Source organism: Shouchella miscanthi (genome assembly GCF_007725405.1).
In the GTDB taxonomy this organism is placed as follows: Bacteria; Bacillota; Bacilli; order Bacillales; family Bacillaceae_D; genus Shouchella; species Shouchella hunanensis.
The window spans coordinates 3,821,312-3,843,779 of the sequence record NZ_CP042163.1; the positions used below are offsets into that span (position 1 = coordinate 3,821,312).

The 22,468-nt window shown below is 41.5% G+C and carries 16 protein-coding genes; 8 read left to right on the forward strand and 8 right to left on the reverse strand.

From position 1 onward, the window contains the following. Positions 1–67: 67 nt before the first annotated feature. The 5 genes from xylB to FPV17_RS19585 all read right to left on the reverse strand — a co-directional run bounded on the left by xylB (position 68) and on the right by FPV17_RS19585 (position 6,037). Positions 68–1,567 carry a xylulokinase gene (gene xylB, locus FPV17_RS19565; RefSeq protein ID WP_144560160.1) on the reverse strand — a complete coding sequence of 500 codons (1,500 nt, stop codon included), beginning with the start codon at positions 1,565–1,567 and terminating at the stop codon, positions 68–70. 29 nt (positions 1,568–1,596) lie between these two features. Further along, positions 1,597–2,922: a xylose isomerase gene (xylA, locus tag FPV17_RS19570; protein ID WP_144560161.1), complete on the reverse strand. Its 1,326-nt coding sequence runs from the start codon at positions 2,920–2,922 to the stop codon at positions 1,597–1,599. 18 nt (positions 2,923–2,940) lie between these two features. After that, a complete protein-coding gene (locus FPV17_RS19575; RefSeq protein ID WP_035393668.1) occupies positions 2,941–3,762 on the reverse strand; it encodes a carbohydrate ABC transporter permease in 822 nt (273 codons plus the stop codon). 12 nt (positions 3,763–3,774) lie between these two features. Continuing rightward, positions 3,775–4,653, reverse strand: a complete 879-nt coding sequence (locus FPV17_RS19580) for a carbohydrate ABC transporter permease (protein ID WP_144560162.1) — start codon at positions 4,651–4,653, stop codon at positions 3,775–3,777. Positions 4,654–4,741: 88 nt separating this feature from the next. Next, a complete protein-coding gene (locus FPV17_RS19585) occupies positions 4,742–6,037 on the reverse strand; it encodes an extracellular solute-binding protein (protein WP_144560163.1) in 1,296 nt (431 codons plus the stop codon). A 192-nt stretch (positions 6,038–6,229) separates the two neighbouring features. Here FPV17_RS19585 and FPV17_RS19590 point away from each other — a divergent pair, with 192 nt between their 5' ends. Both FPV17_RS19590 and FPV17_RS19595 read left to right on the forward strand, forming a co-directional pair. Further along, entirely contained in the window at positions 6,230–7,411 is a 1,182-nt protein-coding gene (locus tag FPV17_RS19590; protein ID WP_144560164.1) for an ROK family transcriptional regulator, read from the forward strand. 159 nt (positions 7,412–7,570) lie between these two features. Continuing rightward, the gene (locus FPV17_RS19595) at positions 7,571–9,178 is read left to right on the forward strand and encodes a glycoside hydrolase family 43 protein (RefSeq protein ID WP_144560165.1); all 1,608 of its coding nucleotides are present in this window, start codon (positions 7,571–7,573) and stop codon (positions 9,176–9,178) included. Between the two features lie 261 nt (positions 9,179–9,439). On the opposite strand, the gene FPV17_RS19600 is transcribed toward FPV17_RS19595, so the two are convergent. Both FPV17_RS19600 and FPV17_RS19605 read right to left on the reverse strand, forming a co-directional pair. Then, positions 9,440–10,126 (reverse strand): DUF1129 family protein, encoded by a 687-nt coding sequence (locus FPV17_RS19600; protein WP_144560166.1) that lies wholly within the window; start codon positions 10,124–10,126, stop codon positions 9,440–9,442. Beyond that, entirely contained in the window at positions 10,123–10,452 is a 330-nt protein-coding gene (locus tag FPV17_RS19605) for a PadR family transcriptional regulator (protein ID WP_035393672.1), read from the reverse strand. The genes FPV17_RS19600 and FPV17_RS19605 overlap by 4 nt, the downstream gene beginning before the upstream one ends. Positions 10,453–10,981: 529 nt before the next feature. Between FPV17_RS19605 and FPV17_RS19610 the strand changes: the two genes are divergently transcribed. The 6 genes from FPV17_RS19610 (at position 10,982) to FPV17_RS19635 (ending at position 19,321) form a co-directional block, all read left to right on the forward strand. Further along, on the forward strand, positions 10,982–12,028 hold the full coding sequence (locus FPV17_RS19610) for a LacI family DNA-binding transcriptional regulator (protein ID WP_035393676.1): 1,047 nt from the start codon (positions 10,982–10,984) through the stop codon (positions 12,026–12,028). 123 nt (positions 12,029–12,151) lie between these two features. Continuing rightward, positions 12,152–13,417 (forward strand): extracellular solute-binding protein, encoded by a 1,266-nt coding sequence (locus FPV17_RS19615; protein WP_052007612.1) that lies wholly within the window; start codon positions 12,152–12,154, stop codon positions 13,415–13,417. 70 nt (positions 13,418–13,487) lie between these two features. Beyond that, entirely contained in the window at positions 13,488–14,420 is a 933-nt protein-coding gene (locus FPV17_RS19620; protein ID WP_144560167.1) for a carbohydrate ABC transporter permease, read from the forward strand. A 22-nt stretch (positions 14,421–14,442) separates the two neighbouring features. Next, positions 14,443–15,279: a carbohydrate ABC transporter permease gene (locus FPV17_RS19625; RefSeq protein WP_144560168.1), complete on the forward strand. Its 837-nt coding sequence runs from the start codon at positions 14,443–14,445 to the stop codon at positions 15,277–15,279. 16 nt (positions 15,280–15,295) lie between these two features. Next, entirely contained in the window at positions 15,296–18,388 is a 3,093-nt protein-coding gene (locus tag FPV17_RS19630; RefSeq protein ID WP_144560169.1) for an alpha-amylase family protein, read from the forward strand. 471 nt (positions 18,389–18,859) lie between these two features. Next, complete coding sequence (locus tag FPV17_RS19635) at positions 18,860–19,321, forward strand: hypothetical protein (protein ID WP_144560170.1); 462 nt, start codon at positions 18,860–18,862, stop codon at positions 19,319–19,321. A gap of 20 nt (positions 19,322–19,341) precedes the next feature. Here the strand turns inward: FPV17_RS19635 and FPV17_RS19640 are convergent, their stop codons facing one another. Continuing rightward, positions 19,342–22,356: an N-acetylglucosaminidase gene (locus FPV17_RS19640; RefSeq protein WP_144560171.1), complete on the reverse strand. Its 3,015-nt coding sequence runs from the start codon at positions 22,354–22,356 to the stop codon at positions 19,342–19,344. Between the last annotated feature and the right edge of the window lie 112 nt (positions 22,357–22,468).

Here is a 22,468-nt window from a genome sequence, read left to right on the forward strand (position 1 = left end):
TCATTATTTCTCCTAATGCAAAAAAAGTAACCACCCTACCAACGAAGGATTGGTTACTCACCTGTTCTTATTTTCTAAACGTAGATAATTGTTCATTCAGTTCAGCCGTTTTCCCATATACCTGTTGATAGATGTTGAAAAGTTGCTGATACGTCTTCACGTTTGCTTCGTTAGGGATGAACTCTTGCTCAATGGACAGAAACGCATCGCCACATTCCTTCAAAGAGTTAAACCATCCACACCCATAAGCAGCAAGCATAGCAGCTCCCATCGCAGGGCCTTGCTCTGTTGACAACTTCACGACCTTGGCGTTAAAGATGTCGGCTTGAATCTGTAACCACGAGGCACTTTTTGCCCCACCACCAATGGAAACAATCGTTTCAATTGCTTTTCCATATTGTCTAAACAACGTCACAGATTCATGTAAGGAGAACGTAATGCCTTCGACAACTGCACGAACAAAATGGGCACGCTTATGACCACTGTCCATGCCGATAAAACTAGCTCGAATGGTCGCATCAGCATGGGGAGTTCTCTCACCTACAAGATAAGGTGTAAACAGCAAACCATTCGCTCCCGCCGGTACTTCATCTAGTTCAGCGAGGACTTCATCAAAACGTTTTTCTTGCGCAAACGTTTCTTTAAACCATTGTAGACTGTAGCCAGCCGCAAGGGTTACCCCCATCGTATAAAAGCGATCTGCGACCCCGTGATGGAAATAGTGAACGTTGCCTTGAAAATCTTTGTCGTTGCTTTCTTCGTAAGAGAGGACCACACCAGACGTTCCAATACTGACGAGTGTTTTCCCTTCTTCATAAACACCTGCACCGATTGCGCCGCAAGCATTATCCGCTCCTCCAGCGAAAACGTTGGTTTCCTTTGAAAGACCAGTACGTCGAGCGATCTCATCCGTTAATATCCCTACTTTGTCATGAGCGTTTACAAGTGGTGGAAACAGCGTGATATCAAGACCGACTAGACGCGCAATTTCCTCACTCCAACATGATTGTTTGACATCTAATAAAAGGGTACCAGCTGCGTCCGAATAGTCCATATGTAGCGCATTGGTCAGCTTGAGACGAAGATAATCTTTCGGTAAAAGAAAGCTTTTTGCTTGTTGAAATACCTTTGGCTCATGGTTTTTCACCCACAGCAGTTTCGGTAACGTAAACCCGTCTAAAGCAAGATTTTGCGTCAGCTCAAGCAGTTTCTCTCTGCCTACTTTTTCGTAAATCTCCTTGCACTCTTCTCCCGTTCTCGTATCATTCCAAAGAATGGCATGACGTAATGGCTGTTGCTGTTCATCTAATAGAACAAGACCGTGCATTTGGCCAGAAAAGCTCATTCCTTCTATATCCAATGGATTGCCTGTAAAGAGAGTAACCATTTCGGCTAGCCCTTCTACTGTTTTCTCCACCCACTCGTTTGGATCTTGTTCGCTATACCCAGATTTATTTTGGATAAGGGGGTACGTTTTTGATCGCTCATGAACCGTTTCACCTTTACGGTTAACTAGAGTGATTTTCACCCCACTTGTTCCTAAATCAATGCCAATCACATACTTCACGTTATCACCACACCCAGCCCTAGGTTTTTCTATTGATCTGCGTACATTGTTAGTACGTATTGATTGATTATGGCTTTTATACGCTCGAGTTTTCCAGACGTTTGTTGGATTGTATCTAACGTATACGCATGTTGCTCTAATTCTTGTAAGCTAACCGTTCCCTCTACAATCTTCTTACCAATCCCTGTTGAATAACTTTGGTAGCGATCTTCAATAACTGCTTCAAGGGCGCCATCATTAAGCAGCTTTTGTGCTACTTTTAATCCGACCGCAAAGCTATCCATACCCGCTATATGCGCTTCAACTAGGTCTTCTGCTGCGAAGGAGCCTCTTCTCACTTTTGCGTCGAAGTTTAATCCTCCACGTCCAAGCCCTCCATTCTTTAAAATCTCATACATGGCAAGCGTTGTCGCATAGATGTCTGTTGGAAACTCATCTGTATCCCATCCTAACAGAGGATGACCTTGATTGGCATCAACGGAGCCAAGCATTCCATGTATACGTGCGTAGTGAAGTTCGTGCTCAAATGTATGACCTGCTAATGTCGCGTGATTGGCCTCAATGTTAAATTTAAAATCCTTCTCTAGTCCGTAGTGTTGGAGGAACGCGTAGCCACTCGCCACATCAAAATCATATTGATGGGAGGTAGGTTCTTTTGGCTTCGGTTCAATTAAAAACTGTGCATCAAACCCAATTTCTTTTGCGTACGCAACAGCTAAATGAAAGAAGCGTCCAAGATTATCGAGTTCCAATTTCATATCCGTATTCAAGAGGGTTTCATAGCCTTCACGCCCTCCCCAAAACACATAGTTTTCCGCACCGAGCTCTTTTCCGACTTCTAGCCCTTTTTTCACTTTAGCCGCAGCATAAGCGAACACATCCGCATGGTTGGACGAAGCAGCTCCATGGACAAAACGAGGGTGGGAGAAATTATTCACTGTATTCCACAATAGCTTTGTCTTGCTATCTTTCATATAGTCTTTGATCATAGCAACAATGACATCTTGATTTTTATTGCTTTCCTTCAGGTTTTCTCCTTCCGGTGCAATGTCTACATCATGAAAACAAAAGTAAGGCACGCCTAATTTTTCAAAGAACTCAAACGCTGCTTCTACCCGAGCCTTAGCCAAATCAAGACCCTTTAAATGATTCCACGGTCTAATCGCCGTTCCTACTCCAAACGGATCTGTTAAATCTTCTGTAAACGTATGCCAGTAGGCTACACCAAATCGTAAATGCTCTTCCATCGTCTTATCGCCAATAACCTCTTCTGCATTGTAAAATTTAAAGGCAAATGGATTGGTTGAATGCTTCCCTTCGTAGCGAACGTTTGATACCGTTGAAAAATAAGTCATTGTTCATTCCTCCTATAGTTATCCTTTAACAGCACTAGATGAAATCCCTTCCACAATCTTGTTACTAAAAAAGAAAAATGCGATTAAAATCGGTAACACACTAATGACGAGCGTTGCTCCAATAGCGCCCCAATCCGTCATATACTGCCCAACAAAGTTTTGGATACCGACCGTTAACGTTTTGTATCGGTCGGAACTAATAAACGTATTCGCAAAGACGAACTCATTCCAGTTGTAAATCATATTGATAATTGCCGTTGTTGATAAAACGGGAATGGTCAGCGGCAAAATAATGGTGAAAAAGAGCCGATGTAAGGAAGCGCCGTCAATAATAGCAGCCTCTTCAATTTCTTTTGGAATCGTATAATAAAATCCTAGCAGAATCATCATCGTAATCGGCAAATTATAAGCCGTATAGGTTAAAACGATTGCCCAAGGATTATCAATAATCCCGGCATCTAGAAACATACTAAACAATGGAATGAGCGACGAATGAATGGGAATCATTAACCCGATCATAAACAGCCCAAGAACGAGCTTATTTAGCTTCCAATGCATTCTCGTAATAACGAACACGGCCATACTGGCAAAAAGTAGTGTAAAGAAAATCGATACTGTCGTAATCCAGACACTATTAAAAAAGTAATTACCAATACCCGCTTCCCAGACGCTGTAGTAATTTTCCCATTTAATCGCTTGCGGTAGCGCAAATGGATTCCCTGCAAAAATTTCACGGTTGTCTTTTAAAGAAAAGAGAAACAGCCACACAATAGGGAACACTTGAATGATGGCTACGATACTCAAGCTCCCATATAACAGGAAGTAACCGAGTTTTTTCATACAATCACCTCGTTAATATTGGATATCTTCTTTATTCGCAGTTAATCTGCGAACGATATAGGTGACGATTAAGGTAATAACTAGAAGAGCAAAACCGACTGCACTACCGTAGCCAAAGTTATAGCTGCCAAAAGCGAGTTTATACATATAAGAAGCCATCACTTCGCTTGCTCCGTTAGGTCCTCCGCCAGTCATGACGAAAATTAAATCAAAGTATTTTAGTGAGCCTACAACGGCTAGAACGATTGTGACTTTAATCACACCCATAATTAATGGAAGCTTAATTCGAAGCGCAATTTGCAACGGACTCGCGCCATCGATCTTTGCTGCTTCAATAATGGTTTCTGGTATCCCCTTTAAAGCTGCATAATAAATCAGAATATAAAATCCAGCGTACTGCCAAAGTATCGGAATAAAGATGGAATAAAGAACAATCGATGGATCCGCAAGCCATAGCGGTGGATTTTCCACTCCGATCCAGCCCAACATTGTATTGAGCATTCCGTTTGAAGGGTTATAAATCTTAATCCATAGCTGAGCAATCGCCACGGAAGATAGAAGCATCGGAATTAAATACACTTTACGGAATACATTGGCACCTTTAATTTTTGACGCTAGTATAAGCGAGACGGCTAGGTAGAGAAGTAAACTTAAAGTTGAAAACAATGCTAGCAAAAACGAGTGACCGGCACTCTGCCAAAAAGTAGCATCTTGTACAACGTTTATGTAGTTGTCAAGACCAATAAAACTCATTGCGCCTATCCCATCCCAGCTCATTAAGCCATAATAGCCAGTCAAAAGAAGTGGGATAAAGATTAATACCGTCAGTAACAATAGGGCTGGAAGAAGGTAGAGGGTTATAAACCACTTATTCGACATCACTTTGTTCATTTCACACACCCCCAATTTCAAGAAATGAAAAGGGCTCTTCTTTATTAAAAAAGCCCTTTTGTTCGAAACGATGGATCATGTACGTGTACTATTCATCTGCTAAAGCGTTTTCATGTGCTTCTGCAAATTCTTCAGGTGTTATTTCTAATCCGAATAAGGACTGAATCAAATCAAGATGTGTTTGGGCTGTCGCTGCTGACATTTGAACATCTGCATAAAGGGTTAAATTCGTCGCTTCATTCAAGTCATTTAAAACATCTACATACATGTCAGGTAAGTCTAGAGCATCACTGTCTACTGTTGTTGCAGGAAGTACGCCAGCTTCAGAAACCGCTCGCTCTCCCCATTGCTCTACAAAATACGTAGCAAACTGCTTCGATTCTTCTTTTACATCTGAGTCTTCACTGATAAATAAACCAACACCAGGTCCACCAACATAGCTCTTTGCATCGCCAGAACCATCTACAGTCGGAAACGTAAAATACCCGACACTGTCTCTAAATTCCTGAGGAATGTCTTCATTTGTTGTAAAATTCGGTAAATCCCACGTCGCAATCATGTACATAGCTGCTTGCTCGTTCATAAACATGCTCTTCGCTTCTTCATCTGCTAATCCGTTAAACCCACTCACAAACGAATCATTCTCGACCATTTCTTGGATTTTTGCCGCCGCTTCAACGAGGGCTTCATCTTCAAACGAACCAGAACGATCAATGGCACTCGTTAAGGTTTCACTACCGCCAATTCGATCTGCAAAGTACATATACCACATGGATCCGGTCCAGCGATCGCCATTACCTAAAGCAATAGGATTGACATTCTCTTCCTTCAAGGTGTTGATCACTTGTTCAAATTCTTCATACGTTTCAGGCACTTCTAACTGGTAGTCATCAAAAATGGATTTATTGTAGTAAATGTATACTGTGTTTAATTCAAGTGGTAAACCGTATGTTTCTCCTTCTTTTTCATAGGCTTCAAGTGTCCCTGCAACAAACTCTTCTCTTAGTCCGTCTTCCAATAAATCATCTAACGGCGCAAATTTATTCCCCTCCACAAAGGGGTCTAAATAACCTGCTGCCCACGTCATTCCAACATCCGGAAGACTATTGGAAGCAGATAAGATCGTAATTTGATCTTTGTACTGCTCGTTACTTAGTACTTGCATATCAACAGAAATACCGCTCTCTTCCTCAAAATCAGCTACGATCTCATTGACAATACGATGGTGTTCAGCGGAACTCCCTTGTGGCCATAGATGCATAAATTCAATTGTTTCCGCCCCCCCGTTGCTTGCTTCACCACCAGAACCATTTGAACACCCTACTGCAAGAAGTGACACTAAACTACAAGTCGACATTAATGTAATCGCTTTCTTTTTGTTCATGATCTTCCCCCTTAACGTATTTTGAGATGGTGGAACGAATGTCAAAATTAGAATAGCATGCAAAACTTAGTTTGTCTAGTAGATAAACTAAGTGTATAATGAATAAATAAAGTATCATTTTCGATGGCGTTTCGTGTTTTCGTACATTATAGTGTACCTAATAGTACTCGTTATCTTGAAGGGATTGATTTTTTGATTAAGACGTACAATCAGCATGTAGTGAAACAGCGAAACAAGTCCATTATCTTGCAACTCATTAAGGAATCTTCCCCGATTTCAAGGGCTGATATAGCAAATCAAACTGGCCTCAACAAAGGAACTGTTTCATCGTCCGTTAGTGAACTTCTTGACAATGAACTCATACTTGAATTAGGTCCAGGCTTATCAAATGGCGGACGCAAACCCGTTATGCTGTTGTTTAACCAGGAAGCCGGCTACTCAATCGGGATTGATATTGGCGTAAACTACATACTTGCCATTCTAACGGACCTACAAGGAACAATTGTTTATGAAAAGCAAATTGATATTGACGAGTTTCCTTTTCCCACTGCAACACAAGTTCTTTTTTCCTTAATCGATGAGTTACTCTCTGTTACGCCTAAAAGTCCGTACGGGGTTATTGGGATTGGGATTGGTGTCCCAGGCATGATAAACAAAGACGGTGAGATCTTACTTGCTCCAAACCTGAATTGGAAAAACGTCACAATTAGTAAACTCATTGAAGAGAAGTACAACATACCTGTTACGATTCATAATGAAGCTAACGCCGGTGCTTATGGAGAGAAACGATTTGGTGCTGGACAAGAGCATCGAGATGTTATTTATATCAGTGTAGGCATCGGGATTGGCGTAGGGCTCATCTTAAATAATCAGCTTTATTTAGGACAACATGGGCTTTCTGGTGAGCTTGGACATATGACCATTGATAAAGATGGGCCGGTTTGTACCTGTGGAAATAAAGGATGCTGGGAACTATTCGCTTCAGAAAAAGCGTTAGTACGTAAAGGAAAAGAAGCGGGACTCACCCCTCTTAACCAAAAACCACTCTCACTTGAGACCATTGTCCAACTAGCTGAAAAAGGGGATCAACAAACAATTGAGCTTATCCAACTCATTGGAAAGAATTTGGCTATCGGTATTAATACCATCATTAATGTCTTTAATCCAGAGCAAATCATTATTGGGAACCGTTTAGCTGTTTTGCACAAATGGCTTTCAGATGACATTCAGAATCATCTCGAACAATCGTCTCTCTCTAATCAATCATCAGCTACCCAGCTACAATTTTCTAAATTAGAAAAGCGTTCAGCTGCGCTAGGTGTTGCTGCTTTTTCCAGTGAACATTTTATTAAACATTTTCTAGAACACAACTAATTCGTTTATCTAACATAACGGATGGAGGTGATGGATCGTTTTTTGCTATGAAAACAGAAGGAGTATAACTTGTTCATGCAGCAATGCATAGAGCTGGTTCATTCCTGTTACCCATATTGTTAGCGCTTTCAACTATTATGAAAAGGTGGCATGATTGCTATGACAACGATTCAAAACCCTATTTTAACTGGATTCAACCCTGACCCAAGTATTTGTCGAGCTGGAGACGATTACTACATTGCCGTCTCGACTTTTGAATGGTTCCCAGGTGTAGGCATTTATCATTCGAAGGATTTAAAAAACTGGAAGCTCGTTGCAAGACCCCTTAATCGACTATCCCAGCTAAATATGAGCGGAAATCCTGATTCAGGTGGTGTATGGGCCCCTGCTTTGTCCTATTCAGACGGGACATTTTGGCTCATTTTCACAGATGTTAAGGTCGTGGCCGGACAATGGAAGGACTGCCATAATTACCTCGTTACGTGCGATACAATCGATGGCGACTGGTCTGATCCCATTCACTTAAACAGTTCCGGCTTTGATCCATCGCTCTTCCATCATGAAGACGGTAGAAAATATTTCGTTAACATGGTATGGGATCACCGTATACCCAATCATTCTTTCTACGGCATTGTTCTACAAGAATACGACCCAGTGAAACAGACATTAGTTGGAAAAAAAGAAGTGATTTTCAAAGGAACAGACATGAAACTAACGGAAGCTCCTCATCTTTATTTCATTAATGGCTATTACTATTTGTTAACGGCAGAAGGTGGGACGCGTTTCGAACACCAGGCAACAATCGCTCGGTCAAAAGATTTATGGGGCCCTTATGAAGTGCACCCAGAAAATCCATTACTGACGTCGTATCCATATCCTAAAAACAAGCTTCAAAAAGCTGGCCATGCGTCCATCGTCCACACGCACACGGATGAATGGTTTCTTGTTCACCTTACTGGCCGACCGTTACCTAGGAATGGTCAACCCTTACTGGCACCGAGAGGCTATTGTCCACTAGGAAGAGAAACAGCGATTCAACGCCTAGAATGGAAAAACGATTGGCCTTATATGGTCGGGGGAAATGAGCCCTCCCTTCAGATTGAAGGACCTGCTATGACAGAATACCCGTTTGAACAAGAAGACCAAACCGATCATTTTGACAAAGAGACGTTACCTATGAATTACCAAACGTTACGCATCCCTCTAGACAAAAAGTGTCTTTCTCTGCAAGATCGTCCTGGACACTTGCGTCTGTATGGAAAAGAATCGTTAACATCGAAATTTACACAATCATTTGTAGCAAGAAGATGGCAACATTTTCACTTTAAAGCTGAAACAAAGGTCCATTTTCAACCAGAAACCTTTCAACAAGCTGCGGGACTTGTAAACTATTACAACACAGAGAATTGGACCGCTCTGCAAGTCACCTACAACGAAGAAAAAGGCAGAGTGCTTGCACTTACAGCCTGCGACAATTTCTCTTTTTCACAACCACTAGGGAATCAAGAGATCCCCATCCCAAATGAAGTGGAAGATGTCTATTTACGTGTTACCGTCGAAACCGAAACGTATCATTACTCTTACTCGTTCGATGGTGTACATTGGACAAGAATAAACATACTCTTTGATTCTTATAAACTATCGGACGATTATGTTCGTGGGGGAGGCTTTTTCACTGGCGCTTTTGTCGGAATGCAATGCCAAGATACATCAGGCGAGAGTCTTCCAGCTGACTTTGATTACTTCACTTATGAGCCACTCGACTAATAAAGTGGAAGAGGCTGGGACATAACGAAAAGTAGTATTTGAAAAGACGAATAGTCTAAACTATGCTGAGTAGCACTGCTACAGGAAAATCCTTCGCTTTCCGGGGACACGGCCTCAGCCTCCTCCGTGGAAAACCGCCACTCCGAGTCTTCAGACACGTGCTGATCCCCCAGGAGTCTTCGGATTCTCCTTCCGCTCATTTTCATATAAAACAAACGACGAACGTTCCTATTTTCAGGAATGTTCGTCATTTTGGTCTGTCTATCTACTTTTGTCCCAGCCTTTTATGATTTTCAGAATGAGGTACAAGAGAACACCGACTACGACATAAATCCACCAGTCTACAGAGAGCTCAGGTCCGAAACTCGGAACAAATGTATAGAACAAAAACAGCGGGACAAACCAAAGCATGCCATATAAGCCACCTTTTAGGATCATCCAAGTATCGCTTTTCTTCTGATCTGGTTTAAATAGAGACTGTCGAACGAAACCAAACACCATGCTAATTGCCAAAGGAATCGAAAACCCTACATAGATCGCAATGACAAGCGCGTTCCCTAGTGAAATCGTCTGGTTAAAGTCAAAAAAGAGTGGCAAGAGGCCATTTACTGCGCCTTGTATAATAAAAATAAAGGCAAGTGTACTGAAGAACGCATCAGCGACTACCGCTAGCTGGTGCTTCTTTTTTTCACGTGGTAAGTGAGCAATAAGTTCTTCTGCATAGGCTTTCGGATTCTCACCAAATAGATCATAAGCGGTCTTTCCTTCTTTCTCCGCTTCTAGTAAATGATCTAATATATCCATTAACAATTCCTCTGCTTGCTGTTCAGCTATTCTTAAATCCGTTCGAAAATACAAAAGGAAATCTTCATAAACCTGTTGATTCCTTTCAGATAACGCTTCTCGCTTTTCGTTGTTCAGTTCAATTAATTCTTCTGTATACGTCATGTTTCATCCTTCCTTCCAAGAAGCTCGTTCACAGGGGTAACAATCGTGTTCCATTGTTGAATAATACTGTTCAATTCCTCTTCCCCCTCCTTCGTTAAGTAGTAATACTTTCTTTTTGGTCCTGATGGGGAATCCTTTAATTCACTAAAGATAAAGCCTTTCTTCTGTAGACGAAGGAGCACAGGGTAAATCGTCCCATCGCTTATTTCAGGTAGCCCTACTTCTTGTAACCTCACTGCTAATTCGTACCCATAAACCTCGTCTTCTTTAATAATCGTCATCACACACGCGTCTAAGATTCCTTTTAGAATTTGTGTTCTTGACATCTAGTCACCTACTAACTATATGGTATTACCAAGTAGTAATGATTTTAGCAGCTACTCGGTATTACCAAGTAGCTGTCTTTATCTTATATGATCGGACCAACATTATCAAGAAGAAGTTTGGTTTTTTACCTTTTACGATATAAGAAATGATTAAAGAGTTATCGTTCTTTTGTTTTTCACTCTCGTAAAACCGCAGTTACTCCTTCTATTTCCCTGTTTCACTTTACGCAAATGCTTGCTTAAACCGAGTAACTCTGCTATCTTCTAACTAAGTTGCAGTCTATCGAAAGAACTAGCTTATCTATAAAGAGATTGGTAGAATCGGACCTACGGGCATCTGATTGTCCCAATGAGCGTAACCACCCTTCGATAGGGACATCGACTTTGGGTGTTTTTTTCTGTCCTATTCCCCCTCTAAGAGACGATTTACTCAACCTTCTGTCTTCCATTCTTACATATGAACAACTAACAAAATTTGATATAATACTAACATAACTAACAAAATCAGACAGGTTCAGGCGGTGTAAATATGAGTCAAAGGAAAGTTACCATGCAGGTCATTGCCGATACTGTAGGTGTGTCTAAATACGTAGTGTCAAAAACATTAAATAATAAGCTTGGTGTAAGCGAGGCGACTAGACAGAAAATTTTATTCACCGCAAAACAACTCGGCTATTCTAAAGATGGTCCCTCAGAAGGTCCAAGCCTACCATTAGAGACAGAAATCGAAAATGGGTATATTCTAGTTGTGCTGCCAAACTATGAATATCAAAGCATCTCTTACACATATTGGGGGACTGTATTCCAAGGCATATCCCTTCATATCCAAAGTAAAAAAGCCGGTATGATTGTCATTACAAGTGAAATGGATTTAACCAAAAAAGTAGATGTGGCAAATTTAATTGGCATCATCACAGTCGGAACGCTAGATGAGCAAACCTTACTTGCGTTATCCACTTACAATCTACCTATTGTTACATTAGATCACGAAGCTAGGATTATTCGTACCGACAGCATCTTCATGGATAACCTCGGCGGTATTGAGCGGATGACCGATCATTTAATCGGTTTGGGACATAAGCAGTTACTGTTTATCGGTAATATCCATTATTCCCAAAGCTTCTACGAGCGTTGGACCGGTTTTCGCAATTCGTTAGAGAAAGCAGATATAGCGATTGCACAAGGCAACCAAAAGGTTCTAACGATTCCTTACAACGATGATATGGAAGTCGCTCTCCAACAACACTTTGAAGAACTCGGAATTCATTCTACTCATTTCCCAACGGCTTTCGTTTGCGCAAACGATCACATTGCAAGACGTATGATTGTTCTATTAGAAAAGAACGGCTTGGCATGCCCGAAGAATGTTTCAGTCACTGGCTTTGACTCCCTTGAAGAAGACAAGCATCTCTCACCTACACTCACAACCGTTCAAGTATTAAAACAAGTGATGGGCCGCCGAGCAGTCGACCGCCTTATCTGGCGTGCTAAAAATAGAGACTACCCACCTGAAAAGCTCTTAATAGTCGGAGATATCGCTTTTAACGAATCAATAGACACACCAAAAAAACGATGAGCCTTGTCTCATCGTTTTTTTACTATTTAAAAATAAAGCGTTTACATATTGATTGCGAAGTGATATGTTTATCAACAATAACAAAATAAACTAACAAAGCTAACAAAATCAGGAGGGGTTTATATGGTTCGTTCTGTACTTAAATCTTTAGTGGCGATTGGAAGTATCGGTTTGGTGGCGGCTTGTTCTTCCGGCTCTAGTTCAAGTGAGTCCACTGGAGGAGGAGACATTACATTAACAATGTGGCTTTGGCCTGGGATGGGGTTTGCGGAAAAAGCTGCCCAATACGAAGAAGAAAACCCAGGAATCAACATTAATATTCAAGAGGCTGAATACGCTGATGCACACCAAAACCTGATTACCGCACTTGCTGCTGGTTCTGGTGCTCCTGATATTTCTGGTGTAGATGAAGGGTACCTTGAGCGTATTAAAGAAAGCAGTCACTTGTTCTACGATCTATCCGATTATGGGGCTGCCGATTTAGAAGGCGACTATCTCGATTGGAAATGGAACCAAGCCTCTTCTGATGACGGTTCTGTTATCGGTATTCCTACCGATATCGGTCCAATGGCCATGGCCTATCGTGTGGATTTATTCGAAGAAGCAGGCTTACCTACAGATCCAGATGACGTTGCTGAAGCAATGGGTACATGGGACGATTACATCGAAGCTGGTAAGCAGTTAAAAGAAGAGACAGGTAGCTTCATGTTTAGCGATGTAGCAGATATGTATTCTGCGATTCGTGAGCAAGGGGATAAACAATATTTTGAAACAGACGGCACCTTAATCATTGAAGATAGCCCACAAATTTTAAAAGCGTGGGATAAGTCGATTGAAGCAATGGACATTCAAGCCAATATTGAACGTCAGACACCTGAATGGGGTGCAGCCATTGCAAATGGTGATTTTGCGACGGTTTTCCTTCCACCTTGGATGCTGCAAAATATTAAAAACGACGCGCCTGATACTGCTGGTTTATGGGACATCGCGTTAATGCCTGAAGGCTCAGGGAACTGGGGCGGCTCTTTCTTAACAATTCCGTCTCAAAGCGATCATCCAGAAGAAGCCTATGCGTTTATCACTTGGCTCATGTCGCCTGATAATCAATTAGATATTTTTGAAGCAAACGGGAACTTTCCTTCCACTCCTGGAATTTATGATGAACCAGCTGTGAAAGAACTCGATGACGGCTTCTTTATTCGAGATGATATTGGCGCTATTTTTGCAGAGGCCGCCACCCTTGTTAAAGATGTGTATCGAGCTCCAGATACCGCTCCGATTAACACGATTATGCAAGATGCTCTTGGAACTGTAGCCGATGGTGTAGCAGAACCTGAAGCGGCATGGGACAGTGCCATTCAAGAAGTGAACCGTCAAACGTCGCGTTAGGTAACAGTGGAGACAGCGTAGGTCATCTTACGCTGTTTCTTATGAACATTCATCAGAAGGGATGGACTCTATGAATACAGAAGTGCGCCAGCAACACCCACATACACCACAGAAAAAACAGAAGAAATATAATCAACGAACGAGAGATCGAATTTCCGGCTACCTTTACATTTCTCCTTTTTTCCTCTTATTTGGTGTTTTCGGGATGTTCCCACTTATTTTCACAGCCTATTTGTCTTTTCACCGTTGGAACATTCTCGGTGAAAGAGAGTTTATTGGTTTGTCAAATTACATCGGTCTGTTCACAAACGATCCACTGTTTTGGAAAGCAGTCGGAAATACGTTTAGCATATGGGCGCTGTCCACCATTCCGCAGCTCTTTGTCGCCTTAGTGCTTGCGTTTATTTTGAACCAAGCGTTTTTAAAAGGAAAAAGCTTCTTTCGCTTAAGTATTTTTATGCCAAACGTAACGTCGATTGTCGCCGTGGCCATCGTCTTCTCTGCTATCTTTGGTACCCAATACGGGATTATCAATTATGTCCTTAGCTTAGTTGGCCTTGACCCTATTAACTGGAAGGGTTCTTACTTTGGCACACATGTGGCGATCTCTTCCATGGTGATGTGGCGCTGGGTCGGCTATAACACCATCATTTATTTAGCTGGTCTTCAAAGCATTTCGAAAGACTTGTACGAGGCCGCTACGATTGATGGAGCCAATAAAATTCAACAGTTCTTTTATATTACGATTCCAATGATTCGACCCATTATTATTTTCACTGTACTCCTTTCCTCCATTGGAGGCATGCAAGTCTTTACTGAGCCGTTGCTCTTTGGAGTTGGTTCTGATTCACAAGGCTTAACGATGACTCTTTATCTTTACCAGGAAGCATTTGAACGATTCTCCTTTGGCTATGCTGCCGCCATTGCATGGGTTCTGTTTTTAATTATTATGATTGTCTCACTCATCAATCTCATCGTTACACGTCGTATTAAATCAACTTAAAAAAGAAGGGAGACAGCTTGAAATGAAAGAAGTTGGTCAAAAGAAACTATCCAAGATCTTCTTGTATCTTTTTCTCATTGTGAGTTCACTCGTATCTTTATTTCCGTTCTACTGGATGTTCGTCATTGGGTCCAACTCCACGACGTCCGTCAATCAATTTCCACCTGCCATGATTCCAGGAACACAGTTTTTTGAAAACGCCAGAAACGTATTTGAGCGAATCGATTTCTTTGGCTCGATGTTAAATTCCTTTATTATCTCTGGAACCGTCACGTTGTCTGTGTTGTTTTTTTGTTCCTTGGCTGGGTTCGCATTTGCAAAATTGAATTTTGAAGGCAAAAATATGCTGTTCGTTTTTTTACTTGCCACCATGATGATTCCACCACAGCTTGGGCTTATTCCTTCTTTTATGATCATTAGTCAATTAGGCTGGATTGATACCCTTCAAGCGGTCATTGTTCCTGCTATGGTTAGTGCATTCGGTGTGTTTTGGATGCGTCAATATATCTCTTCCGCCATTCCTGATGAGCTTTTGGAAGCAGCACGGATGGATGGGTGTAGTACGTTTCGCACGTATTGGAATATTGTTCTCCCAACAGTCAAACCTGGTCTTGCTACACTCGGAATTGTCACGTTTATGAATACATGGAACGATTTTTTATGGCCCCTTGTCGTATTAAAGGACCAGAGTGTTCACACCATCCAGATTGCCTTACGGACATTAAACGATGTGTTTTATACCGATTATTCGATGATTCTGGCAGGGACGTTTATGGCCACTGTTCCTATCTTAATTGTCTTTCTCTTATTTAGCCGCTACTTCATCGCTGGCTTAACAGAAGGCGCTGTTAAAAACTAATACAAAGGAGCACGTTATGTCTTATTTATTTTTTTACGATTCCACATTTCCATTTGATGGGGTGCGTCCATCATCTACTCAATTAGCCGCACTTACTGATGTTGTTGATACAAGCGAGATGGACGAAGCACTAAATAGCGGTCGGTATGATACATTTATTAATTTACATGGTTCCTATTTTCCTAAAGATACATGGCCGTCTCTGCTGCGTTTTCTTGAAACAGGCGGCGGGCTTGTACATATTGGCGATATTCCATTCCGATATCCTGTCTACAAAGACAATCATGAATGGAACATTGAAGTGGAACAAACCGCTTATCATCAGCAACTTCAAATACATGAAGCGTTAGCGGTTCAGACGGATCAAGTGCAAATGCTCGTACCATCAAGCGACCGCCCGCTCTTACAGCCATTTGTTAAGACCATTAGCATTCAACCGACCTATGGGTTTGTGCTTCACGTGACGAAACAGGATGATCATCCATCAGAGAACGGATCAAGCGGACCGATGGATGCGCACATTTACCCTCTTCTTGTAGGAAAGTCAGCTGATAACCGGAACATTTCAGCCCCTGTCGTCTTAATTGAAAATACGAAAGGCTCCTTTGCAGGCGGACGGTGGATTTTCTTTAATCAACGAATCGATTCATTGTTTTGGGAACAAGGGATTGATTTACTAAACAAACTTGCTTGGTATACTGCTGAAGGGGTTACGGAGATATGGATTAAACCGGGTTATGCCAGTTATTATCCGCAAGAAGTGCCGACTCTTACGATTCAATTACAAAGTCTTTCTTTGCATCATCGTCCTGATCAAGAGAAAGAGTGGACGCTTCACTTACGTGTGAATAAGGATCAGGATTGTTTGTACGAAGACGTCATCCATGTTACACAATCCCTGCATTTGTCTTTACTTAAAAGAACACTCCCTTTTCAAGTTCAAGAAGGATTTTACACTGTCGACATGCAAGCGACATCCACCGCAGGAGAAAAGATTGAACTCAATCAAGGTTTTTGGGGGTTTTCAGAAACATTGCTTGCATCTGGTACGCCGTTAAAAGCCAATCGGGATTATTTTGAGAAAGACGGAAAACCGTTTCCAATTGTTGGGATGACCTATATGACGTCAGATGTAGCACGCAAATTTCTATTCCTACCCAATGCTCACGTCTGGGATCGGGATATGGAACAGATGAAGAACGCCGGTATTAATCATATTCGTTCAGGAATTTGGACAGCATGGCGCCAAATTATGTTTGTAGACGGACACCCGTATGAAGAAGTGCTGCGTGCCATCGATGCCTTTGTACTAACTGCGAAAAAGCATGAGCTTGATCTGTGCTTCACCTTTTTTGCCTTCACCCCTGAGACGTGGGAAGGAAGCAATCCATACTTAGATCCACGAAGCCTTGAAGCGCAGAAACGATTTATCGCAGCGATAGCGTCGCGCTATACAGAAGCGACTCATCTACACTGGGATTTAATTAACGAGCCTTCTATGTTTGATCCAAAGCGTATCTTTTCCGGACCACGTTCGGCACGCGACCCTTATGAGATAAAGGCTTTCCAAGATTGGACCCGGGAAAAATACGGAACGATCCGTCGTGTACAGGAAGCATGGAATTATTCATCAGCAGAACTGCCTGATTTCCATTACATCGCAACACCGGAACAGGCAGAGATGAATATGGATGTTCAAGATATGCGTAACCCGAGTAAAAACCTTATTTGGCTCGACTATACGTTATTTACGATGGATATGCATAACCGATGGGTATCCGATTTATCAACCGCATTGCAAGCAATGAACCCAAATCGATTAATAACAGTTGGTCAAGATGAGGCATTATGTTCACAACGACCTACTCCATTCTTCTATGCCTCAACCGTTGACTATACAACGAATCACACTTGGTGGCAGCAAGATCATCTAGTATGGGATGGTATCTTTACGAAAACAAATGGAAAACCAAATCTTATCCAAGAAACAGGCATTATGTATCTAGAGCAACCCGACGGATTAGCGAAGCGGACTGAAGAAGAATTACGCACTATTTTAGAGCGCAAGTATGCCTATGCTTTCTCTACTGGTGGAGCAGGAGCCGTACAGTGGCTGTGGAATACGAACTTCTACATGGACAACGTGAATGAGTCCAATATCGGAGCGCTACGTGCTGACGGAACGGAAAAACCAGAAGCAGACGTATCCTATGACTTTGGCGCTTTTATGGAGGTGTCTAAATCGCTCTTTGTCAATCGAACTCTTGAAGAAGTCGCAGTGGTTTACCCGTATTCAAACGATTTTTCTACACGAAAACTCGCCTTTGCCGCAACGACTAAGGCTGTACGAACGCTATCCTATGGATTAAATACCCACGTAAGAGGCTTGAGTGAATATCATTTACATGACTTGCTGGAACATCCACCTAAACTCGTTGTCGTGCCAAGCGCCCATAATTTTAGTGATGCAGCATTTGAACAGCTCATCACCTACACGCAACAAGGAGGTACACTCCTCTTCTCTGGACCGTTACGACTGAATGCAAGCTGGAAACACTCGGAGCGACTAAAAAAGGAGATCGGGGAAACGACACGGCAAAACGTTTTACGAGAAGAAGCGCTAACGATAAATGGCACGTCTTACGCAGTTAGCTTTGGCGCAAGACGCATTGCAGAGCTAGTAAAAGAAAAGGTTAATGGTTTGAACAAAAACGAAGTGACATCGCTCCCTCTTGGACAAGGAACCTTTATTTGGAGTCCCTTACCAGTTGAGTTAAACGATCGGTCGGAAGTGCTTGAAACGCTTTATCGCTATGCGCTTCAACAAGCCGATGTGACGAATGAACTTATTTGGCATAAAGGCGGAGATAACCCAGGCGTCTACGGTCGCAGACTTTCATATAAAGAAGGAGACCTGTTCATTTTCGTCTCTGAATTTGCTGAAGATGTAGAGATTGAAGTAACGAACCCTCATACAGGTAGAACCTATGCTTTTATCCTTGAAAAAGAACGATCTGTTCTTTATCATACTGATTTAACAGGTACTGTCGTGAACAGCTATCGAAACGTTACCATTAACCAACGAAAAACAACCGTCCATTCATCGTGATGGAAACAGTACGAATAAGTGTTGGAATGAGGCTGGGACAAAAGTAGATAGACAGACCAAAATGACGAACATTCCTGAAAATAGGAACGTTCGTCGTTTGTTTTATATGAAAATAAGCGGAAGGAGAATCTGAAGACTCCTGGGGGATCAGCACGTGTCTGAAGACTCTAGAGTGGCGGTTTTCCACGGAGGAGGCTGAGGCCGTGTCCCCGGAAAGCGAAGGATTCTCCTGTAGCGGTGCTACTCAGTATATTTTAGACTATTCGTCTTTTCGAATACTACTTTTAGTTATGTCCCAGCCTCTTTTTGGATGAAATGAGAAAGAATAATCCACTAATTCTTAAGTTTTTCTAAACTCTTCGTCCGTCATATTGACGTCAATTTGCTCCATTGCTTATGATGAAACCATAGACTCTGCTCTTGATTCATTCATCCATATTAAAGAGCGTTGTGGTAATAGGAGCGTTGATTATGAAAAAGAAACGATTGTTCATCCCGTTAGCCATTCTCCTCACACTCAGTTGCTGGGTACTCATTTCCATCACCTTGCCACCTAAGTGGGTTGGCATGTCTGAAACAGAATTATGGGTGGCAGACTTCAATCACGAATCTCTCGCACAAAAAGCGAATTGGGTAGGCCAGGTTTATTGGCATGGACATTTGAACGTATCTCTTATTGGCGTTGAATTATACCGTCACGGGAAGCTCTTATCGGAGACACGTAAGAAGAATACATACCTTGGGCATAATGATGCCATCGACTATAAGCATACAACCGATGCAGTATTTGATCGTGACGACCAGCTTGAATTAATTATAAAGTGGGAAGCAAATAATCACGTGTACGAAGAGTCAATCCCTCTTCAATCACGAAAACGCTTCTTTGCTCTTCCATCATTCTTGAACCCAAAAACCTCCGCTTACAGTATGTAAGCGAAGGTGATGAACTTGATTTAGCCATTATAGTCTGGAATATCAAGTGTTAAAGAATACGAACCGATTTCTTGATAAAGATTATACATAGTGTGGACTTGCTTAGACGCCCAACCAATGTCTGTAGCGTATTGGTGAGTTGGTCTGCCATTGCTTACAAGGCCAGCAGGATTCCAGCGCATTTTGTATAAAGTGTTCTGTCCGCTTTTTATATAACTGTTCCCTATAAAACTCGCCCCACCAACTATGGCTTTGTACGGGGTGTCCCAGCCTTGATCGTATGCATATTGAGAACCGCATTCGATTGGACAATGGTCACGAGCCCCTATACCGTACATGTTGTATACAACAGTTCCATTCACCTCAACGCCTCTGGCTAATGTAGATGTACCATGACCCGTTTCAAGTAAAGCATGTGACAAAAGGTAGATGTCATTTACGCCATGCGTAATTCCAGCGTCTATAAAAGCCTGACCTTGGTTACTTAAAGTACCTTTCCCAGTTAAATAATTATTAAGAACATTGGCAGATGCACCACTAGGCTTGGATAAGTCAAGAAATTGAAAACGTTGGCGAGCATCGTCAAGAAAATTAAACGGATTCATGTAATAGGCAATATCTTCTTTTTTTGCATTGACCCACATTAATTGATACCAACCATTTGTTGATCTACGAATAGATAATCTAGTTCCCTGAACAAGCTGATCAACAACAGCATAAGCTGTTCCAGGACCACTTCGAACATTTAATACCGGTGTGTCTACATAATAGAAACCGCCATTTGCACTTGAATAGCTTACATGATCTGCTGACACATACTGTGTATATGTATCGGTAACTGCATATGGTCCAAATTGTCGATTAACAGCTTCTTCCAACGAAATATTATAACGTGTGTGATTTTCGATTGGCACTACGTCCGTTGTAACATGATTTGCTCGAATCCAAACTTGTTGGCCATCTAGTGTGCCTCGATGCCAAGTTACATTTCCAACCCTTTCAGTAAGGTTGACTAAAAACTGTTTTCCTTTGCGGTTAGAAAGGTTGTAAACTAAGTCTTGAGAGCCTCCCCAAGCTTTTGAATAGGCATTTCCACTTCCAATAGCATACATCGTAGTGGCATTACGATTTACAAGGACATGGTCACGTACACTCAAGTCTGAGGCTTTCCCCCAACCTACCACTCCTGTTCCATTCCAATTCCTGCTCAATTCATAATAGCGTTCACCATTGTATGTTGCTTGTTTTTTCACATAGTATACCGCGTTCAACAAATTGTTTGTACTAACTGTTTCAGTTTTTCCTAGTTCTTTATAAATTGTAGCAGTACGATTAATGTGTCCTAATTTATTCGTTGCTTCTTCCACTATCCGTGGTTTCTCTACATGTGTACTCTGTATCCAAACTTGTTGGCCATCTAGTGTGCCTCGATACCATGTATGATTTCCTACTCGCTCTGTTAAATTGATTTTAAAGACCGTTCCTTGTTTTCCAGACAGGCTCGATACTAAATCTTGAGAGCCACCCCATGCTTTCGTATACGCGTTTCCAGTTCCTTTTACTTGCATATCGAATTGGTCTCGATTAATCAGGACGTGGTCACGTACACTCAAGTCTGAAGCTTTCGCCCAACCTACCACTCCTGTTCCATTCCAATTCCTGCTCAATTCATAATAACGTTCACCATTGTATGTTGCTTGTTTTTTCACATAGTACACCGCATGCAACAAGTTGTTTGTACTAACTGTTTCAGTTTTCCCTAGTTCTTTATAAATTGTAGCAGTACGATTAATGTGTCCTAATTTGTTCGTTGCTTCTTCCACTATCCGTGGTTTCTCTACATGTGTACTCTGTATCCAAACTTGTTGGCCATCTAGTGTGCCTCGATACCATGTATGATTTCCTACTTGCTCTGTTAGATTGATCTTAAAGACCGTTCCTTGTTTTCCAGACAGGCTCGATACTAAATCTTGAGAGCCACCCCATGCTTTCGTATACGCGTTTCCAGTTCCTTTTACTTGCATATCGAATTGGTCTCGATTAATCAGGACGTGGTCACGTACACTCAAGTCTGAAGCTTTCGCCCAACCTACCACTCCTGTTCCATTCCAATTCCTGCTCAATTCATAATAACGTTCACCATTGTATGTTGCTTGTTTTTTCACATAGTACACCGCATGCAACAAGTTGTTTGTACTAACTGTTTCAGTTTTCCCTAGTTCTTTATAAATTGTAGCAGTACGATTAATGTGTCCTAATTTGTTTACAGGCTGTTCAGCAAAGGTTTGTATACTAGCACTCCAAAAAAGAGTTGATTCCAAATCTTCTTCTTTCTTTTCATCACTTTTTTCCGTTTCTAGAGTGTTTTTTTCTAACTCATGCTCTTCTCTAGCATCGGCTTCGTTGTGCTCCTCTGCACTGTCCTCTTTTTGCTCTTCTCTAGCATCGTTTTCGTTGTGCTCTTCTGTACTGTCTTCTTCTTGCTCTTCTATTGCTTCATTTTCGTTCTGTTCTTCTGTACTGTCCTCTTTTTGCTCTTCTCTAACATCGTTTTCGTTCTGTTCTTTTGTACTGTCTTTTTCTTGCTCTTCTATTGCTTCATTTTCGTTCTGTTCTTTTGTACTGTCTTTTTCTTGCTCTTCAATTGCTTCATTTTCGTTCTGTTCTTCTGTACTGTCTTCTTGCTTTGCTAGCTCTTCACTTGACTCATTAACCATCTCATGTTTTTCTTCGTTCAATGATTCATTAGCGAATTGAATCTCTTTTTGTTTGCTCAATACCAAACAATCAACTAAAGATTGATCTTCTGTATTGTGAAGATGTTCCCTTTCCTCTTTAGCTTCTAAAAATTCTTTATAACTGAGGTTGTACTCGTCAATAAAGCATTCATCAATTAACAGGATATCCTTCTCAATATCCATTCCAATTTCTTCAAATATACTTTCTTCAGGTATAGTCTTTACATATCCAACAGATGGAAGGGTCATGTTTATGAGGATTGTAAAAATTAGGGCTAACATACATATCCGTTTCACTCTATTCCTCCTAAGAATTATATTACGTGGCTACATAGATTTTAATAGATATTACACTATTTTCATAGTTTAATTTCATATATTACTAATAAGGCTCCACATTTTTCTTACA

Bases quoted from the DNA above. Each gene is read 5' to 3' on its own strand.
- xylA (WP_144560161.1), bottom strand. From the start codon at position 2,922: ATGACTTATTTTTCAACGGTATCAAACGTTCGCTACGAAGGGAAGCAT.
- FPV17_RS19575 (WP_035393668.1), bottom strand. From the start codon at position 3,762: ATGAAAAAACTCGGTTACTTCCTGTTATATGGGAGCTTGAGTATCGTA.
- FPV17_RS19580 (WP_144560162.1), bottom strand. From the start codon at position 4,653: ATGAACAAAGTGATGTCGAATAAGTGGTTTATAACCCTCTACCTTCTT.
- FPV17_RS19585 (WP_144560163.1), bottom strand. From the start codon at position 6,037: ATGAACAAAAAGAAAGCGATTACATTAATGTCGACTTGTAGTTTAGTG.
- FPV17_RS19595 (WP_144560165.1), top strand. From the start codon at position 7,571: ATGACAACGATTCAAAACCCTATTTTAACTGGATTCAACCCTGACCCA.
- FPV17_RS19600 (WP_144560166.1), bottom strand. From the start codon at position 10,126: ATGACGTATACAGAAGAATTAATTGAACTGAACAACGAAAAGCGAGAA.
- FPV17_RS19605 (WP_035393672.1), bottom strand. From the start codon at position 10,452: ATGTCAAGAACACAAATTCTAAAAGGAATCTTAGACGCGTGTGTGATG.
- FPV17_RS19610 (WP_035393676.1), top strand. From the start codon at position 10,982: ATGAGTCAAAGGAAAGTTACCATGCAGGTCATTGCCGATACTGTAGGT.
- FPV17_RS19615 (WP_052007612.1), top strand. From the start codon at position 12,152: ATGGTTCGTTCTGTACTTAAATCTTTAGTGGCGATTGGAAGTATCGGT.
- FPV17_RS19620 (WP_144560167.1), top strand. From the start codon at position 13,488: ATGAATACAGAAGTGCGCCAGCAACACCCACATACACCACAGAAAAAA.
- FPV17_RS19625 (WP_144560168.1), top strand. From the start codon at position 14,443: ATGAAAGAAGTTGGTCAAAAGAAACTATCCAAGATCTTCTTGTATCTT.
- FPV17_RS19630 (WP_144560169.1), top strand. From the start codon at position 15,296: ATGTCTTATTTATTTTTTTACGATTCCACATTTCCATTTGATGGGGTG.
- FPV17_RS19635 (WP_144560170.1), top strand. From the start codon at position 18,860: ATGAAAAAGAAACGATTGTTCATCCCGTTAGCCATTCTCCTCACACTC.